17 protein-coding genes and 2 pseudogenes are annotated in these 23,137 nt (G+C 64.9%); 16 read left to right on the top strand and 3 right to left on the bottom strand.

What is annotated here, in order from left to right; translation table 11 throughout:
• The 5 genes and pseudogenes from AC5Y4T_RS24655 to AC5Y4T_RS24635 form a co-directional block, all read left to right on the top strand.
• Positions 1-359 (top strand): annotated as a pseudogene (locus AC5Y4T_RS24655) (polyketide synthase); the annotation flags it as partial.
• Positions 356-3,355 carry a nocobactin polyketide synthase NbtC gene (gene nbtC, locus AC5Y4T_RS24650; RefSeq protein WP_023870395.1) on the top strand — a complete coding sequence of 1,000 codons (3,000 nt, stop codon included), beginning with the start codon at positions 356-358 and terminating at the stop codon, positions 3,353-3,355. The pseudogene AC5Y4T_RS24655 and the gene nbtC, both read left to right, overlap by 4 nt.
• A 415-nt stretch (positions 3,356-3,770) precedes the next feature.
• Positions 3,771-4,616 (top strand): annotated as a pseudogene (locus AC5Y4T_RS24645) (alpha/beta fold hydrolase); the annotation flags it as partial.
• Between the two features lie 720 nt (positions 4,617-5,336).
• On the top strand, positions 5,337-6,203 hold the full coding sequence (locus AC5Y4T_RS24640) for a DUF732 domain-containing protein (protein WP_033724596.1): 867 nt from the start codon (positions 5,337-5,339) through the stop codon (positions 6,201-6,203).
• Positions 6,204-6,760: 557 nt separating this feature from the next.
• Positions 6,761-7,198: a MerR family DNA-binding protein gene (locus AC5Y4T_RS24635; protein WP_033724595.1), complete on the top strand. Its 438-nt coding sequence runs from the start codon at positions 6,761-6,763 to the stop codon at positions 7,196-7,198.
• Between the two features lie 203 nt (positions 7,199-7,401).
• On the opposite strand, the gene AC5Y4T_RS24630 is transcribed toward AC5Y4T_RS24635, so the two are convergent.
• The 3 genes from AC5Y4T_RS24630 to AC5Y4T_RS24620 form a co-directional block, all read right to left on the bottom strand.
• Positions 7,402-9,651 (bottom strand): heavy metal translocating P-type ATPase, encoded by a 2,250-nt coding sequence (locus tag AC5Y4T_RS24630; protein ID WP_023870392.1) that lies wholly within the window; start codon positions 9,649-9,651, stop codon positions 7,402-7,404.
• Between the two features lie 38 nt (positions 9,652-9,689).
• Positions 9,690-9,896: a heavy-metal-associated domain-containing protein gene (locus AC5Y4T_RS24625; protein WP_023870391.1), complete on the bottom strand. Its 207-nt coding sequence runs from the start codon at positions 9,894-9,896 to the stop codon at positions 9,690-9,692.
• A 439-nt stretch (positions 9,897-10,335) separates the two neighbouring features.
• Complete coding sequence (locus tag AC5Y4T_RS24620; RefSeq protein ID WP_232512196.1) at positions 10,336-10,587, bottom strand: DUF4189 domain-containing protein; 252 nt, start codon at positions 10,585-10,587, stop codon at positions 10,336-10,338.
• A gap of 986 nt (positions 10,588-11,573) precedes the next feature.
• Between AC5Y4T_RS24620 and AC5Y4T_RS24615 the strand changes: the two genes are divergently transcribed.
• The 11 genes from AC5Y4T_RS24615 to AC5Y4T_RS24565 all read left to right on the top strand — a co-directional run bounded on the left by AC5Y4T_RS24615 (position 11,574) and on the right by AC5Y4T_RS24565 (position 22,696).
• A complete protein-coding gene (locus AC5Y4T_RS24615; protein WP_023870390.1) occupies positions 11,574-11,918 on the top strand; it encodes an NADH-quinone oxidoreductase subunit A in 345 nt (114 codons plus the stop codon).
• Positions 11,919-12,079: 161 nt separating this feature from the next.
• Complete coding sequence (locus tag AC5Y4T_RS24610; protein ID WP_258571425.1) at positions 12,080-13,165, top strand: hypothetical protein; 1,086 nt, start codon at positions 12,080-12,082, stop codon at positions 13,163-13,165.
• Complete coding sequence (locus AC5Y4T_RS24605) at positions 13,158-14,093, top strand: complex I subunit 1 family protein (RefSeq protein ID WP_023870388.1); 936 nt, start codon at positions 13,158-13,160, stop codon at positions 14,091-14,093. The genes AC5Y4T_RS24610 and AC5Y4T_RS24605 overlap by 8 nt, the downstream gene beginning before the upstream one ends.
• Positions 14,094-14,096: 3 nt before the next feature.
• Positions 14,097-14,660 (top strand): NADH-quinone oxidoreductase subunit J, encoded by a 564-nt coding sequence (locus tag AC5Y4T_RS24600; protein WP_023870387.1) that lies wholly within the window; start codon positions 14,097-14,099, stop codon positions 14,658-14,660.
• Positions 14,657-14,959 carry an NADH-quinone oxidoreductase subunit NuoK gene (locus AC5Y4T_RS24595; RefSeq protein ID WP_023870386.1) on the top strand — a complete coding sequence of 101 codons (303 nt, stop codon included), beginning with the start codon at positions 14,657-14,659 and terminating at the stop codon, positions 14,957-14,959. Before AC5Y4T_RS24600 ends, AC5Y4T_RS24595 begins: the two co-directional genes overlap by 4 nt.
• Complete coding sequence (locus AC5Y4T_RS24590) at positions 14,956-16,803, top strand: proton-conducting transporter transmembrane domain-containing protein (RefSeq protein ID WP_023870385.1); 1,848 nt, start codon at positions 14,956-14,958, stop codon at positions 16,801-16,803. Before AC5Y4T_RS24595 ends, AC5Y4T_RS24590 begins: the two co-directional genes overlap by 4 nt.
• A 3-nt stretch (positions 16,804-16,806) precedes the next feature.
• Positions 16,807-18,297 (top strand): complex I subunit 4 family protein, encoded by a 1,491-nt coding sequence (locus AC5Y4T_RS24585; protein WP_023870384.1) that lies wholly within the window; start codon positions 16,807-16,809, stop codon positions 18,295-18,297.
• A gap of 21 nt (positions 18,298-18,318) precedes the next feature.
• A complete protein-coding gene (locus AC5Y4T_RS24580; RefSeq protein ID WP_050019327.1) occupies positions 18,319-19,716 on the top strand; it encodes an NADH-quinone oxidoreductase subunit N in 1,398 nt (465 codons plus the stop codon).
• A gap of 181 nt (positions 19,717-19,897) precedes the next feature.
• Positions 19,898-20,932, top strand: a complete 1,035-nt coding sequence (locus AC5Y4T_RS24575) for a tyrosine-type recombinase/integrase (protein ID WP_499955918.1) — start codon at positions 19,898-19,900, stop codon at positions 20,930-20,932.
• Positions 20,933-21,070: 138 nt separating this feature from the next.
• The gene (locus AC5Y4T_RS24570; RefSeq protein ID WP_499955915.1) at positions 21,071-21,706 is read left to right on the top strand and encodes a hypothetical protein; all 636 of its coding nucleotides are present in this window, start codon (positions 21,071-21,073) and stop codon (positions 21,704-21,706) included.
• A gap of 474 nt (positions 21,707-22,180) precedes the next feature.
• Complete coding sequence (locus tag AC5Y4T_RS24565) at positions 22,181-22,696, top strand: hypothetical protein (RefSeq protein WP_499955913.1); 516 nt, start codon at positions 22,181-22,183, stop codon at positions 22,694-22,696.
• Positions 22,697-23,137 lie beyond the last annotated feature (441 nt).

Genomic DNA, 23,137 nt, shown 5'->3' with positions numbered 1-23,137 from the left:
CAGCCACCCGCGCAGGCGATCCGGTCGAACTGCTGGCGATGTTCAAAACCTACGGCGCGTCCGGATGCGAGGCGCTCTTGGGCTCCATCAAGTCCAATGCCGGGCACGCGCAGGCAGCCTCGGGCATTCTCGGGCTGATCAAGCTGCTGCTCGCTGGCCAGCACGGCCACGTTCCGCCCACCCTGTTCGCCGACAACCCGACCAAGAAATTGAACTGGGACCTGACCGGGCTGCGGCTGGCGACCAAGCTGCACCCGTGGCCGGCCACAGGCGGATTCCGCTACGGCGCCGTCTCGTCCTTCGGTGCCGGCGGCTCCAACGCCCACGCCGTTATCGCGATGCCGGCAGGTGAGCGATGACGGTGTTCAGCTACCAGCTTCCGGACACCACCATTCCGGTCCTACTTTCATCCGACACCGCCGAGTTGCTACGCGCCGAGGCCGCTGCGTTGCGCGCTTATGCGGCAACACATCCCGGGATTACGGCGCAGGAGATCGCCGGGATGTTATTCCGGACCCGGGTGGCGCGTCCACACCGTGCGCTGGTCATGATTCGTGAGCGCGACGAGTTGCTGGAAGCCCTGCAGGCGGTGGCGGCCGGCGCCGAGCATCCCGCGGTGCTGCGCAACCATGATCCGGCCACCGCCCGCCGCGTCGGCTACGTGTTTCCCGGACAGGGCGGGCAGCGGCCCGGAATGGGTCGCTGCTACTACGAACAGGCGCCTGCCTATCGCAACGAGGCCGACCGGTGCCTGACGGCCTTCCGGGAGCAGTTCGGCGAGTCGCCCGCGGATTATCTTCTGCACGAGGATTTTTCGGCCGCTGATACTGCGGGCGTGGTCCAGCCCGCGTTGTTCGTTCATATGGCCGGGCTTGCCGCGATGTGGCGCGCCGTCGGGATCCCACCGAACGTCACCGTCGGGCACAGCCAGGGCGAGATCGCCGCCGCCTATATCAGCGGTGTGGTGCCCCTAGCCGACGCGGTGAGCGTGGTGGGAATCCGCGCGCGGGCCGCCGACGAATTCGCAACCGGCGACTACGCCATGGTAGTCATCGCGGCCGACCGGGACAGCTGTGACGCGCTGCTGGCCCGTCGCCCCGGCTGGGCGCAGCTGTCAGTGGTTAATTCGCCGAACCTGACCGCGGTTTCGGGCGATCGCGCAGCGGTGCAGGGCCTCGTCGATACCTGCGCCGAACGGGGCACGTTCGCACGCGTGATCGGCGTGCACTACCCCGCGCACACCAGCCTCATCAACGAACTCGGCGACAAGCTCCGTGCGAGCCTGGCCGAGCGGCTGCAACAATCGGCGTTCCTCAACAGCGAAATCGCCTGCCTCGGCAGCACCCTGGGTGAACCCATCGCCGCCGACCTGCCGGTCGTGGAGTACTGGTGGTGGAATCTGCGCAACACCGTGCGCTTCGACAAGGCCGTGGCGGCGGCGGCCTCGTTGGGCGTCAACACCTATGTCGAGCTCTCTGATCACCCGGCGCTGCTGTTGGCGACCGAGGAGAACCTCGCCGCGTTGGCGGACGGTCAGGCGGCGACGGTGGTGGGCACGTCCACCCGCACCGCCACTGATCTCGGCGAGTTCACCCGCAACCTCGCGCGGGTCGCCGTCCAGGACCTGGACTACCGGTGGGAGACGCTACGCACCGAATCCGAGGGCCCCGCTCCTCTACCGCTGCCCGATTTCCCCAACGCGCTGATGAACCAGCTCCGACTGTGGCTGCCCTTTGAGGAGCTGGGCACCCGGCCTGTTCGTGACACCCCCACCAGCGCACCGGCGACGCAACTTCTCGCCGAGCAGTGGGTGCGACTCTCGCAGCGAAAACTGGTGGCGCAGCGCACGATCGGCGTCATCGATCACACCGGTGTGTGCGCGGACTTGGCCGCAGCCCTGTGTCGCGCCGCCACCGACATCGGGGCCACCGCTCAAGTGATCGACGCCGCCCGCGACGATCTGGACACCTACGTCGCCCTGCTTCCGCCGACACCAGACCTGGAGGGCGCCGAAGCGGCGGCCTCCGTGTCGACCTTCTTCGCCGACCCCGCGTGGTGGCTCGGGGCCAGCGCCCACCTGACCGAGTACTGGCTGGTCACAACGAGCGCTGAGGCGGTAGTTGCCGCTGACACCCAGCTCGACCTGGTCCACGCCGCTGCCAGCGCCGGGTTCCGGTGTGTGGGCACCGAGTACCCGCGCGTGCGGTTCCGGCACCTTGATCTCGCCGGTACAACGGTGCCGGATTCGGCTGCTGGGATCGTCTCAGCACTGCACTGCGCCGAAGAACCGGAGCTGGCGCTGCGCAACAACGCCCTGTACGTCAAGCGGATCGTGGCCGGTGACGCCATTGCCGGCGAATCGGATGCCGTGCCCGACCATGTCCTGATTCTCGGCGGGACCGGAAACCTCGGCCTGGAGTTCTGCGATCACTTCGCGCGCCGCGGAGCGCGGCGGATCACATTGGTCAGCAGGTCGGGGGAAACGGATGCCGTCGCGGCGCGACTGCGTCCAATCCGCACCGCCGGCACACGAATCGATGTGGCCCGCTACGACATCGGCGACGCGGCGGCCGTGACGAGTTTGGCGCAGCAACTTGGGGATGCACCGGCCGACTTGATTATCCAGGCGGCCATGGCGCATTCGGACGCCGACCTCCCCGATATCACCGCCGAGCGTGCGGAGCATGCGTTGCGCGCCAAGGCCATCGGCACGTCACAGATCCTGCAGTCGATCCCCCGCACTGAGAGTTGCCGCATCGTGCTGTGCTCTTCGGTGACAGCGACCATTGGCGGGCGCGGCCAGATCCTCTACGCGGCGGCCAACCGGATGCTCGACGCCATGGCACACCGCTTGCGCGCCGAAGGCCTCAACTGCGTCGCCGTGCAATGGGGCCAATGGACGACCCTTGATCTCGACCCCCCCGGGCGGGCGAAGCTGGCCGTTACAGGTGTGCTACCGATGACCCCTACCGACGCGATGGCGATAGGCATGGCAGGGCTGCAGCACAACGCCATTGTCGCCGCGTTCGACATCGACCGCGTCATCCCGGTGCTGGGCAGCTACGGATATGGTCCGCTGCTGTCCGAATTGAGCCACCCGCCCGCCGTCGCCGAAGCGCCTCCCTTGGCGGGCAACGTGTCAGAACGGGTCACCAGCGTGCTGGCGCAAACGATCGGCGTAAATGACATAGGTGCCATCAACCCCGGCATCCCGATGGTCGCGATTGGTCTGGATTCGCTACAGGCCCTGGAGTTGCGGCGGCGGGTCAAGGAGGAGTTCGGTTACGAACTCGACATCACAGAGCTGTTGGGAGGGGCCACCATTGCCGATCTTCTCGCCAAGCTGGGCGCGTAGCCTCGCTGGTCGCCGAAGTACAGGGCTTGTTGTTGTCGTGGCCGGTGAGGCTCTTATTCGCGTCAAAGATCAGGCGGCGTTAAGGAATTGGCGCTAATTGGCTGCGAGTGTGTCGTCGCGCTGAATTCCGTGTTTGATTCGGCAGATGGCCGTGGAGCAGACGCCGAAATGCTTAGCGAGGGCCCATACCTCGGCACAGTTTCGGAAAGCGTTGGCGCGCGTGCGCAAGGTGTTCTGGTCGCTCCCACCGGTTGCCCCATACCCGCATTGGGTATAGTCCAGGGTGAAGATTTGGGACGGTTGGCTGGCAGCACGGCGGCGACGAAGGAGTTCAGCGACACGCCAACCCAGGTACCGTCGAATGCGCTGCCGTGACGACCGTGAGCCCGCCACATAGTTGACAGGAAGAGGATCCGTGGAAGCTACTTTGGGCCACAGTCACTTCGTGCGTCTGCCCGACGGGCGCAAGCTGCACTACATGGCGGCTGGCACCAATGGACCCACGGTGGTTTTCGAATCCGGTTTAGGCGCCTCACGATCGGAGTGGGGGCTGGTACAACCGCTGGTGGAACAGCGATTCCGGACAGTGGTCTACGATCGGGCCAATTTGGGGCGCAGTGATGATGACGCTGAACCACGCACGCTGGAACGCCTCACCGGTGACCTGACCGAACTGTTGGCAGCGCTGGATGTGGGCCCCTACATCCTGGCCGGGCACAGTTATGGCGGAACGATTGCGCTGGCCGCAGCTGCCGCGAATCCGGGCCGGGTGGCCGGGCTGGTGCTCATCGATCACTCGGACGAACACGTCAATATCTGCTGTGGCTCGCCGCTCAAACGCCTACGGCGCATCGCGCTGGCCGCCCGGTCGATAATTGGTGTGCTCAGGCATCTACACCTGCTATCGCTGGCCGTGCGGCGGGTGATGCCGGGCATGCCTGGCGACGTGGTCCACGATCTCGTCACCGAAGATCTCAGCCTGCGCGCCGCCCAGGCAGCCGACGAAGAGGAACGGTTCTTCATTGAGGGCCTACAAAGTCTGCGGCGTCATCCGCCCGCCGTCGGCGATACGCCGGTCACCATAATCTCAGGGATGAAGTCGACGATCTTCGACAGGTCCATCCGTAAGGCTTTCGTGGCGGCGCATCGCCGCACCGCGGCGCGGCTGGATGCGCGTCACGTCGAGGCGGCGCGGTCGAATCATCAAGTGGTTCTTACCGAACCGCAACTGGTCGCTGAGGAGATCATCCGGATCGCCGGCTACGGGCAGGGACTGACGGTCCATCGCAACTCCGATGACGAGCTACGACTGGTCGATGAAGGACAAGCGCTACCCCCGAACACCCGGCACTAACCATCAAGCACCGCAGCGATCCATTCTGCGGTTCACCGAACTACGCGGACCTACCGCCCGCCCGATCCGGGGCTGCAACCACCGCGGCCGATGCAGCTCGACGGCCCGCTCGATGTCGTCCCGGCGCTGAGACTGGATACATCGAGTTCATAAGGTTTTAACTGCTCCTGATCACTCGAGCGGGCGCATGGCCGGAACATTGTGGAGCGCATAGGCCTACGCGATTACAGCGAGTATCGCCGAAGCCGATGGCCTGGGACGCCGTGGGCAGCGAATTATTTTGATGCTGCACCTTGACCTTGCCCCTGAGGCAATCCCTACCGTGGGAGTTACCGGCAGCGATGCCTCCACCGTACTGACGCAAAGGAGGCGGACATAAGTTAAGCCACAAAGCAATTGGGCCTCGTGGTCCCTGGAGGCCACGAAGCGGCGCAACCACCAACGCCATCAAGCGGAGTCATCGATTGACTACATAGTGCATTGCTTCACACCGATCCTTCGGGTTACCAGCGCTGCGGCGAAACATTTCACGAGGCAATGGCTCACGTCACGAGACTGGCCACGCTATCGCCGACGGCTGACGGCTCGCGACGCCGTGGGCGCCCTAGCAGAACGGAAACCCCCACCATGTTCACCGGCATTACTAGCCACACCGGTGCGCTGGTTACCGCCGTCGTGGTGCTAACCGGCGCCGCACTCCTGAGCGGCGGTGCAGCAGCGGCCGACCCCGGCCAGGACGACCAGTTTCTGGCACTGCTCGATAAAAAGGGAATTCCTCCCGTCAAGAACGTTGCGAGCCTCATCGTCACAGCCCATAAAGTTTGTCGCAAACTCGATGGCGGCATGCCGGTGGATGCCTTAGTGGATGAGATGGTGAACAATGCATATCGCACCGACCCGCCCGAGCGCCTCTACGCCCCCGGCCGACTTGCGCGCACCGAGGCCCGATTCATCACCGCGGCAGTGGAGATCTACTGCCCATACGATCAAAGCAAGATAGCTTCCATCATGGCTAATGTCGCGCCCGGATCGAATGAATCAACGCACCGGGTGGCGCCGCACGCGCCTAACACAGTCGCCTCAGGACGTGGTCTGCGAGAGCCGCCGCCGCGGCTGGACATAACCATCATGCCGGCGGCGGGCCGCACAATGCTCGCCTCACTGATCGGAGCAATTCCCGCGGGGGATCCTCTCTTACCGAACCCGCCGCGGATTCCGGAACCACCGCCGCCGACGGCGCATATCATGGCACCTCCCCCGCCGGTCGCGGCACCGCCGCCACCGAAACAACTGCCGCCGCCACCCCAGCAGCCGCCGCCACCGCAAGAAGTGGAGCCTCCTGCTGACGCTCCTGCGGGGGGCGCTGCCGGCGGGGGCGGCAACGGCGGTGGCGGCATCGGCGATGGAGGTAGTGGGGGCAACGCCGGTGGCGGTCCGGCGGAGCGGGCGCCGGCGCGACCCATGCCGCCGGGGTTTGTCAGGCTCGCGCCGTGAGATGGCAGCCGACTCGTCAGCTTCCGCCCAACGCCTGCCGCTGACCGCTTCGCGACGATCGGATGACCTCCGGTGTCGGGCGCGCCTGACCAGTCGCGGTACAGAACCCAAAGCAGCGGATATGCCCCGCGTGCCAGCTGTGTCGAGCACGGCGGCGGCCGCACCGACGCGGCGTGAACTGCCGCGCCTAGCTCAAGTCAGTAACCTTTCGCTCACAGCCTCCAGCCTGACTTCCGCGGCCTCGCGCTGGAACCCAACCAGATTCGTTGCGTTGCTACGCCGTCCCCCAAACCAGGGTGCTGTATTGATTTCTGGCACGCCACCGCGGGCGTACCCTTGACCTTGTCCCTGGGGCAACCTCTACCGTTGAAGTCACCGCAGACGTTGCCCGTCACGGAAGGAGCGGGGCACTGCCGGATGACTTCAGCCGCAATAGGAGGAAGGGAAAGCGGACCCGGTACGGCCGACACCGCGCCCCCTAACGACTAATGAGTGAGACACCTGAATCCGGGATTCGCACGGCTACGCTTGAATCCCGCAGCTGGGAAGGCTCATCGATGGCAGCCACTGTCGGTGAACGGGCCCTTGGAATGCACACCGTCGGTGACGCCGCCAAAGCCGTCGGTGTCTCGGCCAAGGCCATCCGGATCTGGGAAGCCCGGGGTCTGCTGCCGCCTGCTACGCGCACCCAAGCCGGCTACCGGTTGTTCAGCGACGACGAGATCGCGATCCTGCGGTTCATTCTGCGTGCCCGGACCCTCGGCCTGACTCTGTCGGAGATCAAAGACATCCTCGACCTGCATCGTCATGGCATGGCGCCCTGTGAACAGGTCACCGCGCTGCTCGACAAGCACATTCGTGACATCGACCGCGCCATCGCCCACCTGCGCGACCTGCGCACCACGCTGGCTGCTGCGCTACAGACCGCCCGCAGCGATCAACGCCGCGGTCGCGCCGCCACCGTCTGCCGCATCATTGAATCCCCAATGCCATAGCCGTTCAGCGTCATACTCCTGAACCTCACAACCCGTTGTCCCTGAAGAGCCCACCTACCGGCTCTCGCGGCGGTCCACCTCGCTCAGTGGACCCCGCCGAGATCTTGCGGAGGGTCCGCGGCATGCTCGGTACGCCCATAGGGTGATGTGAAATGGCATGCCGCAGGGCTATTTTCGTCACTACAGCGCCGGAATTGACACGGTTATGTGTGCGGCTTGAATCTGCGCAGCCGCAGGCTGTTGCTGACCACGAACGCCGACGAGAAGGCCATCGCCGCGCCGGCCAGCATCGGGTTTAGCAGTCCGGCCGCCGCGAGGGGCAACGCGGCAACGTTGTAGGCGAACGCCCAGAAAAGGTTGGCTTTGATCGTCGCTAATGTCTTGCGCGAGAGTTGGATAGCGTCGGGCACCGCTCGCAGGTCGCCCCGCACCAGTGTCAGGTCGCTGGCCTCGATGGCGACATCTGTGCCAGTACCCATCGCCAGACCGAGATCGGCCTGGGCCAGGGCGGCGGCGTCGTTGACGCCGTCGCCAACCATCGCGACCACCTTGCCGTCGGCTTGCAGGCGCTTGACGGTTTCCACCTTGTCGTGGGGCAAAACGTCGGCGATGACCTGCTCGATGCCGACCTGGCCGGCGATGGTGCGCGCCGCGGCCTCGTTGTCGCCGGTGAGCATGATCGGTGTCAAACCCAGCGCACGCAGCCGCGCCACGGCCTCGGCCGACGTCGGCTTGACCGAATCCGCGACGACGAGTATCCCGCGCGGCTTACCGTCCCAGCTCACCGCGACCGCTGTTTTGCCCTCCGCCTCGGCGTTGCGCATCCACTGGGTGAGATTCTCCGGCAGCGGCTGCGACCAGTCCGCCAGCAGTTGCCGCCGGCCCACCACGACGGCGTGACCGTCCACGACACCTCGCACGCCCAGGCCCTGCAGGTTGGCGAAACCCGCAACGGTCGGCAGGTCGCCGAGTTTGTCACGCGCTCCCCTGACGATCGCCTTGGCGATCGGGTGCTCGGAGGAGTCCTCGAGCGCACCCGCCAACCGCAGCACCTCGGCGGGCTGTTCACCGTCAGCGGTGAGCACGTCGAGCAAGGTCATCGCGCCGGTGGTGATGGTGCCGGTCTTGTCGAGCACAATCGTGTCGATGCGCCGGGTGGATTCCAGCACCTCGGGCCCCTTAATCAAAATCCCCAATTGCGCGCCGCGGCCGGTGCCGACCATCAATGCGGTCGGCGTGGCTAGGCCCAGCGCGCAGGGGCAGGCGATGATCAGCACCGCCACGGCAGCAGTGAGAGCCGCGGCCAGAGATCCGCCAGCGGCAATCCAGATGCCCAGTGCCGCCAGCGACAGGGCGATCACGATGGGCACAAAGATTCCGGAGATCTTGTCGGCCAACCGCTGCGCGGAAGCTTTGCCCGCTTGGGCCTCTTCCACCAGCCTGGCCATTTGCGCCAGCTGGGTGTCCGAACCGATCCTGGTGGCGCGCACGATGATTCGGCCGCCGATGTTGACCGTGGCCCCGACCACCAGGTCATTGGGGCCAACCTCGACCGGCAAGGATTCCCCGGTGAGCATCGAGGCATCCACCGCCGAGGCGCCCTCGATCACGACGCCATCGGTCGCGATCTTCTCTCCCGGCCGGACCACGAACTCATCGCCTACGGCGAGCTGCTCGATCGGGATTCGTTGCTCTGCACCATTTCGGCGCACGGCGACATCCTTGGCGCCCAGCTCGAGCAACGCGCGCAGCGCGGCGCCAGCACGCCGCTTGGCGCGGGCTTCGAAGTAGCGGCCAGCAAGGACAAACGTGGTAACCCCAGCGGCGGCCTCCAAATAGATATTGGCGGTGCCGTCGCTTCGGGTGATGGCCCACTCGAACGGGTGCCGCATGCCGGGGATACCGGCCGTGCCCCAGAACAGCGCGTAAACCGACCAGCCCAGTGCGGCGATCGTGCCCATCGAAATCAGCGTGTCCATGGTGGCGGTGCGACGCCGCAGGTTCTCCCACGCGGCCCTGTGGAAGGGCAGCCCGCCCCACACCACCACAGGGGAGGCCAGCGTCAACGACAGCCACTGCCAGTTGGTGAACTGCAGCGCGGGAATCATGGCCATCGCCATCACCGGTGCGGTCAGCACCAGTGACACCAGCATCCGCTGCCGCACCGACGCGGTTGAATCCTGCTCCACTAAAGACGCCGCCTCACCGTCGGCGATGGACGTCTTCGGTGCCGGCAGCTCCGCGGCGTAACCTGCCTGCTTGATAGCCGCCACTAGCTGCTCTGGTGAAACATCACCGGCGTATTCGACATGCGCCTTTTCGGTGGCGAAGTTGACCGACGCGTTGACCCCTTCGACCTTATTGAGCTTCTTTTCGATTCGGGCCGCACACGACGCACACGTCATCCCGCCGATCTGCAGCTCGATGCGGTTCGTTTCTGTGACGGCGTCCATGGTGAATTCCCCTTTAGCGCAAGTCGCGATGGGTGCTCTTAGCCCGCGAGCTGGTAACCCGCCTCTTCGACGGCGTTCTTGATCGCGTCGGGGTCGATCGGGCCGTCGCTGTCGATAACCACCTGGCCACTGGTCAGATCCACGTCCACAACGGTGACGTCCGGGATATTGCCGATCTCCTCGCTCACCGATGACGCGCAGTGACCACAAGTCATCCCAGTAACGGTGACCGTCATGGTGTTCATGTCGCACTCCTCCGTATGCAGCGTCGGATGTCCACTCAAGGTCTACCATACCCCCTCCGGGTATGCAACCGTACGGCGGGGCTTACCCGCATCAGCTCAGTACTCTCATCGCGATGGCAACGAAGCGACGCTGCTCGCAGTGCACCGGGCCCTCGCCACAACCTGGTAAACCAGCGCCTGCAAAATCGACCCACGGAAAGCCGGCGGAAGCAGCAGCAGCTGCAAATAGGGCCGGCGATCGGCGCCAATCACGCCGCGCCTCTCCCGATGCCTTCAATGCCGAAGCCCTGGGTTCGTGGATAGCCCGGCCGGAGACTGAGGATCATCGCTTGCGTCGGAAATTGATCCTCGGCTCTTGCCCATCTTGATACCCTAGCGGGGTACGGTACTCCCGTGTCGGATCAACCGGGGATAAGAAATGACATCAGTGGCACTAAACTTAGTTACATGCCCAATTGACGATGCGCCCACCGCCGAGCGTCTTGATGGCGTCCTCTTCCGCCGTCGAGCGCGTTACGCCTTTTCCACCTAGATAAGTCGTGCCATCATAGGCGACGGCTCCGCACCTTTGGAAGCTGACGATTAGTTTGCACTCCTTGACTCCGCACTGGTCCAACGCAACTTGGACGGCTCGTTCCCGAGTTCCATATCCCCGGGTTCTACCCCACGCGCCGCTCGGGGCGTAGGCCATAGCGCCATAGCGGATCACTGGGGGGACAGGCCCTTCGGGCATCACAGCTGTCTCAGACTTCAGCGTATTAGCGCCTACCCCTGGAATGAACGGAAGCGCCGTAATCATCAACCCCGCGGTGGCCCCCACAGTGGCGACCGCAAGGCCGATCCGATGTCGCCGTTTTAACATCATCTAGAGGTTCCTTTCCTGGCTTCGAAATGGAATAGACCGCGTTGGTTAGGTCCAACGTAAGGACGTACCGGCGACTGCGATCGGAAGCTAATCCGGCCGTGGACATTCCCGTTCATTTGTGTATTGACGCGGCGCTACGGGCGCGGCGCGGGTGTCTGCGCTGGGATGGGAGCCGTCTGCTGAGGACCGACCGATTCCTCCGGCTTCATTCCGTCAGAGCCCATCTTTCCGTGGTCCATCATCGGGCAAGAAGTCTGAGGCTGGTCGGAACGGGGCGGTCCACCGTAGGGACTGTGTGTAGCCCGGCCCAGAAAGAACCCCGAGAAAAAGATTAGGGAAACGACGAAGACAACGCCGGCGACGATGCCGACCACGGTCAAAAGAAGATCCAGCCGATTGGCCCGGCCAGGGCGACTGTCGCTTTGGCCGGATTCTGCCGGGCTGATCGATTCAGCGGGTTCTGATTCGCGCGTCATGATTGGAACCATGACACACATATACTTAGCGGGGGTAGGGTCCAACGTCCCTAATACTTAGCTAGACGCGGTCAAGCATCCTGTTGTGCACTGGCTTGCACGTTGCGCAATGATTTGCGCCCTGGGCACCCCCAAGTCGCGATCGTCGCTCGATGACCGCGCGATGTCGTTCGAAATCACACCGTTGGGGCGTTGAACTGCTGGGGACCGACCGCGAAAAGATTGACCGGTCGCCGGCACGACGAACCGACTGACCACGAGTGATCGAGGGCCGCGTTTGAAAAGCAGCAGTAGCGGGCACCGACATCGTGCTGCGACAACCGATTAGGAGCCGCAATGTATGCGGGTGTGGCATCGATGCTGCTGCTCAGCGCGGCAGGACTCATCAGCATTTATGGGTTGCACCGATTTACAGCGACGAGCTCGACCACGTTAACCACGTTGCCGTTCCTGTCGGGATGGCCGCCGCAAGAGCATGCGTTGTCGCGTTACCACGTGCGGTGGTATCTGGCGACGCTCGTCTTCCTCGCCTTTGACGTGGAGATGTTGTTTATGTACCCATGGGCGTTGGTCGTCGCGAAAATGGGTGTCACGGCGATCACCGAAATGTTCCTGTTTCTGGCGGCGCTGCTGGTGGCCGTGGCCTGGGCATGGCGAGAGGGCGCACTGCGATGGGTATGACGCAACTGCTGGCCCGATACGCAGCCCGCCGGGTACATGTCCTCACCGTAGAAGCTCCCGGGTACTGGGAGGTGCGCGCAGAGGCCGAACGCCGACTTGGTGCTCGCGGCTGGTGCGCAGCTACATCGCCTGCCGATGCCGACGTATTGGCAGTATGCGGTATGCCCGGACCTGAATTGAGCGAGGCGATCGACCGGGTCTGGGATCAGATGCCGGGACCGCGTGTCCGCATCGACCTACCCGAACCCGACGCGGTGGAGTCAGCCCTCCACCGTGCCTTCATGCACTTGGTCGATATCGACATGCAGCGCAACGATGCTCGCGAACGCCCCCAGTCACCGGACTTGAGCACTCATCATCACAGCGCCGATCACCGCGGCCACCACCAAATGGACCACGACGCCATGAACCATGGTGAGCACGGGGACATCGACCACGCAATGCACCATGAGACAGGCCACCACGACGAGCACGGCAAACACCAAGGCATGAGCCATGACGCCATGGAGCACGGGCAGATGGAGCATGACGAACATCAGCACATGGACCACGGCGACATGGACATGGCGCCGGCGGGAATTGCGCTGGCCGTAGGCGGCGACGACCGCGACGGTTTGGAAATGGACATGTTGCATGTGCGGTTGGGGCCGGTGCTCTGTTACTGGCCCGCGGGACTGGTGCTGCGTTGTTCGCTGCAAGGCGACGTGCTCACCGAGGCCGAGGCCTGGGTCGTAGACAGCGACGGTGACCATGGCAGTCCGGTCCCCGATGGGCGGCACGGCGCGGCGGCGCGGCAGTGCGACCACCTCGTTGATGTGTTGGCACTGGCGGGTTGGGGACGCGCGGCCGGGATCGCGCGTACGGCGCGCGACGCGCTGGTGAACGAACCAGACCATGACCATGCGGGTTCCCTGCTCGCCATACTGCATGGCAAGCTTCGCCGGTCTCGAGTGCTGCGCTGGTCGTTGCGCGACATCGCGTCGTTGACCGCCGAAGACTGCGACCTCCTGGGGCTTTCCACTGCCCTGGCCGGCGATTGTTACGACCGGCTGCTAGCGCGAGTGGAAATGGCACGCGAGATGATGTCAAACACCCTAGAGCCCAACGCGTTTCACGTGAATTCAACCAGAATTGTGGACACGCTACCTCATTTGGTCGGTGGGCTGGACCTCGCGACGGCTCGGCTGGTGGTGGCCAGCCTCGGTGTCGACACCGCACCCGGGCGCACGGGCGCTCGTCATGGTTGACGCCGCGATCACGACGGTGTCCGGTGCATGGGCGCTGGCCGCCGGTGCGTTGGTCATGGGGCTGGGCCTTTACGCGGCGACACTTGACGGCATGCTCACCGCAAGAGCGAATGGTGCGCGCCGCGGCGGTGCCCGTACCGCAGTTGTTGAGGTCGCGCGGCTGATGCGGCAGCGTCGCCGCGTCACCGTGGCCGCCGACACGTTGCTGTGGCGCATCGGTGGAGGCGGACTGATCGTCGTGGCGTCGCTCATCGTCGCGGTGATTCCACTGGGGCGCTGGACGCTGTTCGACTTCGATGTCGGCGTCGTGTGGTTCAACGCCATGGATGTGATGGTGTGGGCGTTGGTGTGGCTTACCGGTTGGGGCGCCAACTCCGCGTATTCCCTTGTCGGGGGTTATCGCTTCTTGGCCCACGGTCTCGGTTACGAGTTACCGCTGATGTTCGCGCTCGTCGCGCCGCCCATCGCCGCCGAGAGCCTTCGGGTCGCCGATGTGGTCTCTGCTCAGCGCGGCTTGTGGTTCGCGGTGTGGATGCCGGTCGCCTTCATGGTGTATTGCCTTGGCGTGGTGGCGTTTTCGGTGTGGGGGCCGTTCTCTGCGGCGCTGGGCACCGATATCGCCGGGGGTGTCGCCGCGGAGCTGTCCGGCGTGGATCGGCTGGTTTTTCAGGGCGGCCGCTATACCCTGCTGGTCGCCGGTGCAGCGTTCGCGGTGCCGATGTTTCTCGGTGGCGGCGCCGGGCCGCTGTTGCCGGGTTGGCTGTGGGTGCTGGTCAAGGTTGTCGCGCTGCTGTCGGTGTTCGTGTGGCTGCGCGGGCGCCTTCCGGTGTTACGGCCCGAGAAATTCATGGAGGTCGGCTGGCTGGTGCTGTTGCCGCTCACTGTCGTCCAAGACCTCGTCGTGGCCGTTATCGCAGTGAGGAACTGATACATGATCGTTGACATCGTGTTCTGGGTTGTCGCCGTTGTCGCCGTGCTCGCCGGGGCCGCGGTATTCATCGTGAATTCGATGGCCCGGGCCACCTACGCGCTTGCCGTTTCGTTCGTCGCCGTCGGTGTCGCGGTTCTTTTGTTGCAGCAGAACTACATCGGGGTGGTGACCATCTTGATGATGGTGATGGAGATGGCGGTGATGGCGGTTTACATGGTCATGTTCATGGGCATGAACCCGGCGCTGATGCCGATGAGCATGGTTCACGACAACCGACGAGCGCTGGCCGCCGCGGTGGGAACCTTCGGCATGCTGGCGACCGGAATCCTGCTGATCGACTGGCCGCCACGGGGCGGGACCGCCCCGCCGGACGTCACTGTCGCGCTCGGTGAGGAGGTGATGGGACCCAAGATGCTGGCCATGGTGGTGATCAGCCCGGTGATGGTGGCGACCATCGTGGCCGGAATCGTTCTGGCGGCGCGCCGCGGCCGCTATGACCGGTTCGGTGATGACCTCAAGCACAGACCCGCCCGCGACCCACAACCGGGCGGGGTGGGGCGATGACGCTACAGAATGTGCTGTTGGTGGCGGCGGCGATATTCAGTGTCGGACTCTATGGCGCGTTGTCGCAGCAGGTCGTGGTCATGGTGATGATGGGCCTGGAGTTGATGATCAACGCGGTTATCCTTGCCGCCGGCGGGTTTTGGTGGTTTCTGGCGCCCGCACCGGCCGGGCAGGTGCTGCTGCTGGTGATCATCGCGGCCATGACGGTGGAGATGGCGATGGGATTTGCGGTGGCCACACTGCTGCATCGCGAGCGCCGGGCCGATATGACCGACATGGCCGCCGACCTGGCCGGATGAGCGGGGTGACCGCGTCGGCGCAGCTGGCCCTGTGGCTGCTCATCCTCGTTCCCGCCGTGAGCGGTGCGGCCCTGCTGCTCGTCCGCCGTGCGGATCGGTTGGTGGGCGCGATATCCGTGGGGACCGCGGCGGTCGTCGTGGCGCTGTCGATCGCGACAGCGGTGACTCGCCCGAGCATCAGCGTGTCGTTCGTTGCCGGTGCGCAATTCGCATTGGCCGTGGATACCTTGGCGGCGGTGGTGGTTCCCGCCGTCGCGGTGGTGACCTTTCTGGTACTGGTGTTCGCCGTCGGCGACGTTGGCGAAGCCGTGGGCCGATTCCACGGGTTGATGCTGTTGTTCGCCTCCGCCGCGGTGTTGACCGCGACCGCCGCGACGTTGCCGGCGCTGCTGCTGGCGTGGGAGGTGATGGGCGCGGCGTCGTATGCGCTGATCGGCTTCTGGTGGCGCGACGAGTTTCGGGTGTCGGCCGGGCTCACCGCGTTCGTCACCACCCGCACCGCCGACCTCGGGCTGTATCTGGCGGCCGGGGCTGCGCTGGCTGGCGGCGTAGGACTGACACTGGCCGATCTTCCCCACGCAAACACCGTGTGGCGCAACGTGATTGCGGCCGGGGTGCTGGTCGCCGCCCTCGGCAAGGCCGCGCAATTGCCGTTCTCGTTTTGGCTCTCCCGCGCGATGGAAGGACCCAGCCCGGTCAGCGCGTTGCTGCACTCAGCGGCCATGGTCGCGATGGGGGCGTATCTGTTGCTGCGCACCGAGCCGCTCCTGTCGGCCACCCGGTGGGCCGCCGAAGCCGCGGCGTGGACCGGTGTGATGACCGCGGTGCTGTTGGGTGCTGTCGCGGTGGCGCAGCGCGATCTCAAACAATTGCTCGCCGCCTCCACGGCGGCACAGCTCGGATTCGTCGTGCTAGCAGCCGGTATCGGTACGGTCAGCGGCGGCGCCGCGCAGCTGGTCGCGCACGCGTCCACCAAGGCCGGGCTGTTTTTAGCCGCCGGGGCGTGGCTGTCGCTGCTGGGCACCAAGCAGCTCGACAAGCTGGGCGGTGTCGCTCGGCGATGGCCGCTCCTCGGCTGGTCGGCCACCGTCGCTGCTGTCGCGCTAGCGGGAATCCCGCCACTGTCCTTGTGGGCGAGTAAGGATGCGGTGCTGGCGGTCGCGCTCGACCACTCCCCCGGCCTGTATGCGGCCGGGTTGGTCGCCTCCGCGCTGTCGGCAGCATACGCGGCAAAGATCCTCGTCGCCCTGTGGCGAAAGGCAGGACTTGTCCCAGACTCTGAACCACGGAAACTGCACGCGGTCAACGCTTTCCAATCGATACCTGTTGTTGTGCTGGCCGTCGGCGCCGCGGTAATCGGGGTGTTGGCGTTGCCGCCGATCGGCCCCACGTTGGCCCGGGTGCTCGATAACGGGCGCACTGCACAGGCGGCGGTGCCCGAACTTGTGGCCTCAGCACTGGTGGCGCTTGCTGTCGTGGCGGCGGTATTGCGCTGGGGGGTGCCAGAGCCGCGGTGGGCAGCCGACTGGCTCGGCCTCGAACGGGCCGCCCATGCCGTGGTTGTGCGGCCCACGATGCGCGTGGCTGACCTGCTGGCCCGCTTCGACGATCGGGTACTTGACCGAGCCGTGCACCAGCTCGCGGCCGGCTCGCTGCGGGCCGCGAGGCGGGCGGGCGGCATCGACGACCACGGCCTCGACGCGGCGGTCGAGGCGGTGGCGGCGCGGATGCGGTGGCTTGGTGAACTGGCGCGCAAACCGCAGACCGGTCAGCTGCACCAGTACTATCTCGCCGCCGTGGTGGTTGTGGCGTTGGCTGTCCTGCTTGTTGTCGCGGTGAGGTGAATTGTGCTGAGTCTGATCATTTTTCTGCCGTTGGCCGCCGCGGCCGTGGTACTGGGCTTGCCGCGCAGTGGTGAGGCCGCGGCCCGGTGGCTTTGGGTCATCGTCACCGCCGTCGATCTGGCACTGACGGTGGTGGTGTGGGCCCGGTATGACACGCCGCGGCCGAACGGTCTGGCGTTCGAAGAGCGGGCCCGGTGGATCCCGGGAGTCAACAGCAGCTACCACCTGGGCGTCGACGGATTGTCGCTGCCGCTGGTGGTGATGACCGCGGTGATTTTCCTGGCGTGTGCGCTCTATGCGTTGGGCAGCCGTGACCGGCCCAGGCCACAGGCCGCGCTGTTTTTGTTTCTGCAAACCGTGAGTCTGGGTCTGTTCGTCGCCGCGGATCTGATCCTGTTTTTCGTGTTCTTCGACCTGTCCATCGTGGCTATGTATTTCGTGATCGCCGGTTGGGGGCACGGCGATGCCGGCCGCTCGGCGCTGAAGTTTTTCCTCTATACATTCCTGGGTTCGCTGGCCCTGCTGGTCGGGTTCATCGGCCTGTACATCGCCGCCACACCGCACACGTTCGACATGGTGGAAATCGCAGCCACAACACCGCTGGCCGGTAGCACGCTGGCCGGCGGGCTGGTCCTGGCGGCGATCCTGCTCGGACTGGCCATCAAAACGCCTACGGTTCCCTTCCACACCTGGCTGCCCCCAGCACACACCGATGCACCCGCCATTGGCTCGGCGGTGCTCGCCGGGGTCCTGCTGAAAATGGGCACATACGGGCTCGTGCGGATCGCGATGCCGATGCTGCCGGCAGCCTGGCGCGCCTGGGCGTGGGTGATCATCGTCGTCGGCATCGTCTCGGTGCTCTACGGCGCACTGGTCGCGTTGGCGCAGAACAACTTCAAGCGCATGGTGGCCTACACCTCGGTCAACCACATGGGCTACGTCGTGCTGGCGGCCGGCGCCGCCGGACTCGTTTCGGCTAGTACCGCCGACGCGCGGGCAGTCGCGGTCACCGGCGCGGTCACCCAGATGGTCAGCCACGGTCTCATCACCGGCGCATTGTTCTTGCTGGCCGGGGTGTTCTACGACCGCACCGCGAGCTACGACATCGACGACTACGGAGGGCTGGCCGCGCCCGCGCCCAAGCTTGCTGCGCTGTTTGCGGTCGGGGCGTTCGCCTCTCTGGGGCTGCCGGCATTTTCCGGATTCATCGCCGAATTCCAGGTCTTCGCCGGCAGCATCGCGGCGGCGCCGGCCACTGCGGTGGCACTACCGGGCATCCTGATCACCGCTGCGCTGTTTCTGCGTGCACTGCAGAAGATCTTCACCGGCGAGACGCGGGGCCAATCGCCGGGCTTCACTGACCTGCATCCATCCGAAACCATCTCCGCCGGAATCCTTCTGGTGCTCTCGGTGGTGATCGGCGTGTTCCCACGCCCCTTGCTGGATCTGATCGAGCCGGCCGCTCACGCGCTCATCGGCCTGGTCGGGAGATAGCCGGTGAACTCCGAGACCGGGATGCGCCCGATGCTGATGCTGCCGGAAATGCTGATATTTGGCGGCGGCCTGGTGGTGTTGATCGGCGGGTCGTTTCTGCCCCGGCACAAACAGTGGTGGGCCCGTCTTGTCGCCGCCGCAGTGCTCGTCGCTGCCGGTGCCGTCGCCGTGATTGGCATGGCGGCACCGGATCAGGCCGCATTCGAGGGCACCTTTGCCATTGACACCGCCACCGGATTGGCGCGGATTGCTGCCGCGGTCGGCGTGCTGATGATTCTGGCGGTGGCCGGTGACGAAATCAAAGGCACCGCCCGAGAAAGCGAAACCTACGCGCTGCTGCTTTTTTCCACGACAGGCATCCTGGTGCTGGCCGGTGCCAACGATCTGCTGGTCCTGCTTACCGGCTACCTGCTCGCCAGCATCCCGCTCTACGGGCTGATCGGGCTGCTGCGCTCGGCGGCGGCGGCCGAGGCGGCGATGAAGACCTACCTGATCGGCGCCCTGTTCGGTATCACGCTGATGCTCGGTGTCACCGTCCTCTACGGGGTCACCGGGGCCACCCACTACGACGAGCTCGCCGCGCGACTCGGCAACGCACCGGCCGCGGTGCTGGCGACGGGCCTCGTGGCCGTGCTCGCGGGGCTGATGTTCGAAGCGGGTGGAGTGCCGGCACACTTCTGGATCCCCGATGCCGCCCAAGGCGCCAACGGAACGGCAGCCATCTTCTTGACGACGGTGCCCAAGATCGGCGCGCTCATCGCCCTGTATCGTCTGACCACAGTCCTGCCCGACACCGTGTCTTGGCCGCTGCTGCTCGCTGTGTTTGCCGCTGCCAGCATGACATTGGGCAATCTGGCCGCCTATTGGCAAACCGACCCCCGGCGACTGTTGGGTTGGTCGACCGTCAGCCAGGTCGGGTACCTCCTCGTCCCCATCACTGTCGCTCACCGCAGCGATCTTGCGCTGCCGTCGCTGTTGTTCTACCTGGCCGGCTACACGCTCACTAACAGCGCCGCCTTTGCGGTCACCACCGCGCTGCCGCGTGCGCGGGACCTCACCGCCTACCGCGGCCTGGCTCGTGCCCGGCCCTGGCTGGCCAGCGCGCTGGTGGTAGCGCTGCTCGGCTTGGTCGGCACGCCGCCCACCGCGGTGTTCGTGGGAAAGCTCACCACCGCCACCGCGGCCTGGGACGGCAGTCAGGCGTGGCTAGCCATCGTAGTGTTCGTCAACAGCCTGATCAGTCTGTTCTACTACCTGCGCTGGATCGTCCCGGTGTTCCAACGGCCCGCACACCAAGCCGGTACGGCGCCCACCCGATGGTCCACAGCCACCGCCATCCTTGGGGCTGGTTTGAGCCTTGCGCTCGGCGTGGCCGCCGGCCCGGGATGGGCACTGCTCGCGAATGCGCCGATACGATAACCGAGAAACACCGAACCCCGTGTACGACTGCGCACTTCGATCGAAAATGTTATTCCGAGCACCGTTATGAGGGGACACCATTGGTGAGTCCCTTTCCCTCCTCCCGCCTTACCGGCCGACACGTGTAAACGCCGATCATGGATAATTGCCGTTATCCATGAACGTGTGCGACCATTGCTTCATGACACCGCCGAGCCCCGGCCACAACGATGGGGAATCCAGTTACCCGCCATGGTTTTTGGAATTCCTCGACGATCGAGCCATTCGCAAGCCGTCACCTCATACGATAAGGGCATACCGCCAAGATTTCGACGCCATCGCCACTGTGCTTGCCGACATCCCCGAGCGGTTCGTTGAGTTGAGGCCTAACGCCCTGACCAAGGACACGCTGCGGACCGCCTTCGCCACTTACGCGCAGACGCACTCGGCCGCATCGATTCGGCGCTGCTGGTCAAACTGGAACACGTTGTGCGACTACCTCTATAGCCGCGACGTCATCGCAGCGAATCCGATGTCACTGATCGGCCGACCCAAAGTCGCTAAGACGCTCCCGAAAGGACTTGGCGCCGAAACGGTTTCCGGACTGTTGGCGGTGATCGATCTGGACCAAGGTTCAAGGCGCCGTTCTGACTGGGCCGAGCGGGACCGGGCTATCGTCCTGACGGCGGTGCTCGCCGGACTGCGCGCGGACGAACTGGTGCGTGCCGACGTCGGCGATATTCGAAGCACCGATGGGGGAGGCGTCATCCACGTCCACGGCAAGGGAAACAAAGATCGCCGCATACCGATAGAACACGCCCTCATTCGCGAACTCGAGGCGTACCTGGGATCCCGAGCAGCTCGCTTTCCAGGCACGACAAAGCGGCGGTCCGCCGAAACCGGGCTTGCCGCCTGGCCAGCCACCGCTCCACTATTCGTCGGCAGCGACGGTGAGCGGATGACACGGGGCACGCTCCAGTACCGGGTACTACGCGCGTTCAAGAAGGCAGGGCTAAACAGCCAACGCGCTGCCGGAGTCTTGGTACACGGTTTCCGCCACACCTTCGCCACCGAACTCGCCAACGGCAACGTCAGCGTGTACGCGCTGATGAAGCTTCTTGGACACGACTCGATGGTGACCTCCCAACGCTACGTTGACGGAGCCGGCGTGGAGAACCGTGCAGCCGCTGCCCAAAACCCGCTGTACGGGCTGATCGAAACCGTTCGGGAACCGTAAGCTCGCCCGTCTTTCTCTGTGCGGTGCGGCGGGATCGGCTCAAGTTAGTGCAAGATAATTTATCTTACGTCAGGTAGTCCTGACACAGCGATTAATCGGCATCAGGATAGCTTGACACCATCGAGTAGACTCCCATCCATGGGATGGGAGCATTCGCTTGGCGACCGAGGCAGCGAATGGCACGAGGGATTCATGGCCGCCGAGTTCGACGATGGCCGCGGCGCGCTGGGAATTCTCGGCGCCGGAATCCCGCCAGGACACCTTGCCGTTGACCAGTATGGCGACGGTACATGGGGCCACGAAGCGGTGCGCCGACACGGCGGCGATGCCGCGTTTGTGACCAGGCCCGCCGGCGACGTCATTGGCTGGCGCGTTGTCTGCAACTGCTACGCCCCTGGTGACGTAATGCCCACGAAACGGTGGGTCAGTCAACAGCTTTGGACGCGCGTTCCCTCCCCGGTGCGACACGATCCTGCTGCCTTTCGTATTTACGCAGCTGACGACGATGTCCTGGATGTAGTCAGTGGCGGTGATGCGGATGAGGCGGGCCACGCAGTGTGGCGGAACGAGCACATCAGCGACATCGACGCCGAAGCTGAGATCGCAGCCGCACTCGCGGTGATTCGTTCTGGCGAACAACAATTGGATCGGGCCGTGCTGCACGCACGCGTTCGACAGATGTCGTGGGCGAGAATTGGTGCAGCAGCTGGCATGTCGGCACAATCCGCCCATGAGAGATGGGCGCAACGCGTGCGAGAGGCATCTCATGAGTGACCATGGACCTGCAAGCAGCAGTTGCCCCACGACGTACCGGCTGCTGCAAGGGTTCAGAGCCAGTTTCGAGGATGGCCCATTGCGGCAGCGGCCGAGTGGGCAGCCCGAATGGCACATGTACGACGACCATGCCGTGCATCTGGCGAGCTTCAGAGGTGATAGCACTGACGCCATCAGAAGCGCCATGCGCTTGGTGATGGACCGGGGAGACTTCGGCACTGGTGACTGGTTTCTCGTGGCCTCCGGTGAGTACGAGTTCCGACTTAACAATGTCGGTATCGCACTCCGAGCGGAAGCGTTACGTCGGCGTGAGGGAATGGATCACGGTGGTGAGTGATCCGGATCTAGCCGCGCACATCTACCCAACCGGTGCACGACGCGGTGGGTAAGGCCCGCGATCGAGGCGAACGTGAGCCCGGCGGGTGGCTTCGGCAGGCTGCGACCAGGTTGGCGGCGCTCGTGGACGATCGCGGGATGACGATCTCTGTCGCTGCTGCGGAATCCCTTTTACGAGAGAGGCTTTCGCGCATCGCGGACCGTCTTGGCATCAGCTGGCACCAGGCGCAGCGCAGCTTCGACGTATCCGCCCTAGACGCTTTTGCCGACCGGTTAGTGGCAACCTTCGCTACTGAGGAACCTGGCGGTGACCTGTTTTCCCTTCCCCGCACCGCACAGATCAGCGTTTCCGGACTCGGCCGGCTTATTGCCGGTCTGGCCGAAAGTCTGCTCGTGTATGAGCGCACCGCGGCGCTTGACGACGACGAACGCGCGGCTCGCCGACTCGAGATCACTGAGCTGCTGTCCGTTGCTGGGCTTATGCAGTCCGACAGCTCGCAGGGCGATGTGTCCGCTCCCCCGGCTGTGTTTCTCCGCATCGCACGCATCTTCACCACGGTGGCTGACCTCACCGATCAACCCGAACTGGCAAACACGTTAAGGCGTGACGCCATCCGTGCGCGAACTGCTGCGGCGGTACCTGAAATGAACTAGACCAGGTTGGTTCAGTCTTCGACGGCCGTCTCTTTGACCGTGGCCCTAGTCGAAGCCGCCTTCTTCATCAGTCTCGCCGCCAATGGATCGCCGGGCTCGACCCATTGGGCGGCCCGAACGGTCCTACCGCCAATGACGGTTCAGAACACACCGTCAGCGCCGAGTCGTGATCCTGCTTCCCGGCCCAAGACCATGCCCCGTGGTCAGCTCCGCTGATCAACTACATATGTCGTCGGCGGTCGTCACCACGCTCCCCCGCCGGCCGCCGCTCGATTCCGCCACGACTTGTCGGGCGGCACTTCTACCCTTGATGCTTGCGCACTCGCCAGACATCGACGCCGCGCTGACGTGGCTCGTCGCTGTGCGCCGATCGATCCGCGACCAGGGCGGTGATCCGTCGACCCGCCAGATCGACGAGCTGCTATAGCAATGATCGAGCAC

The organism is Mycobacterium sp. NGS11 (genome assembly GCF_059813315.1).
This window is presented reverse-complemented; position numbering and strand designations above follow the sequence as displayed.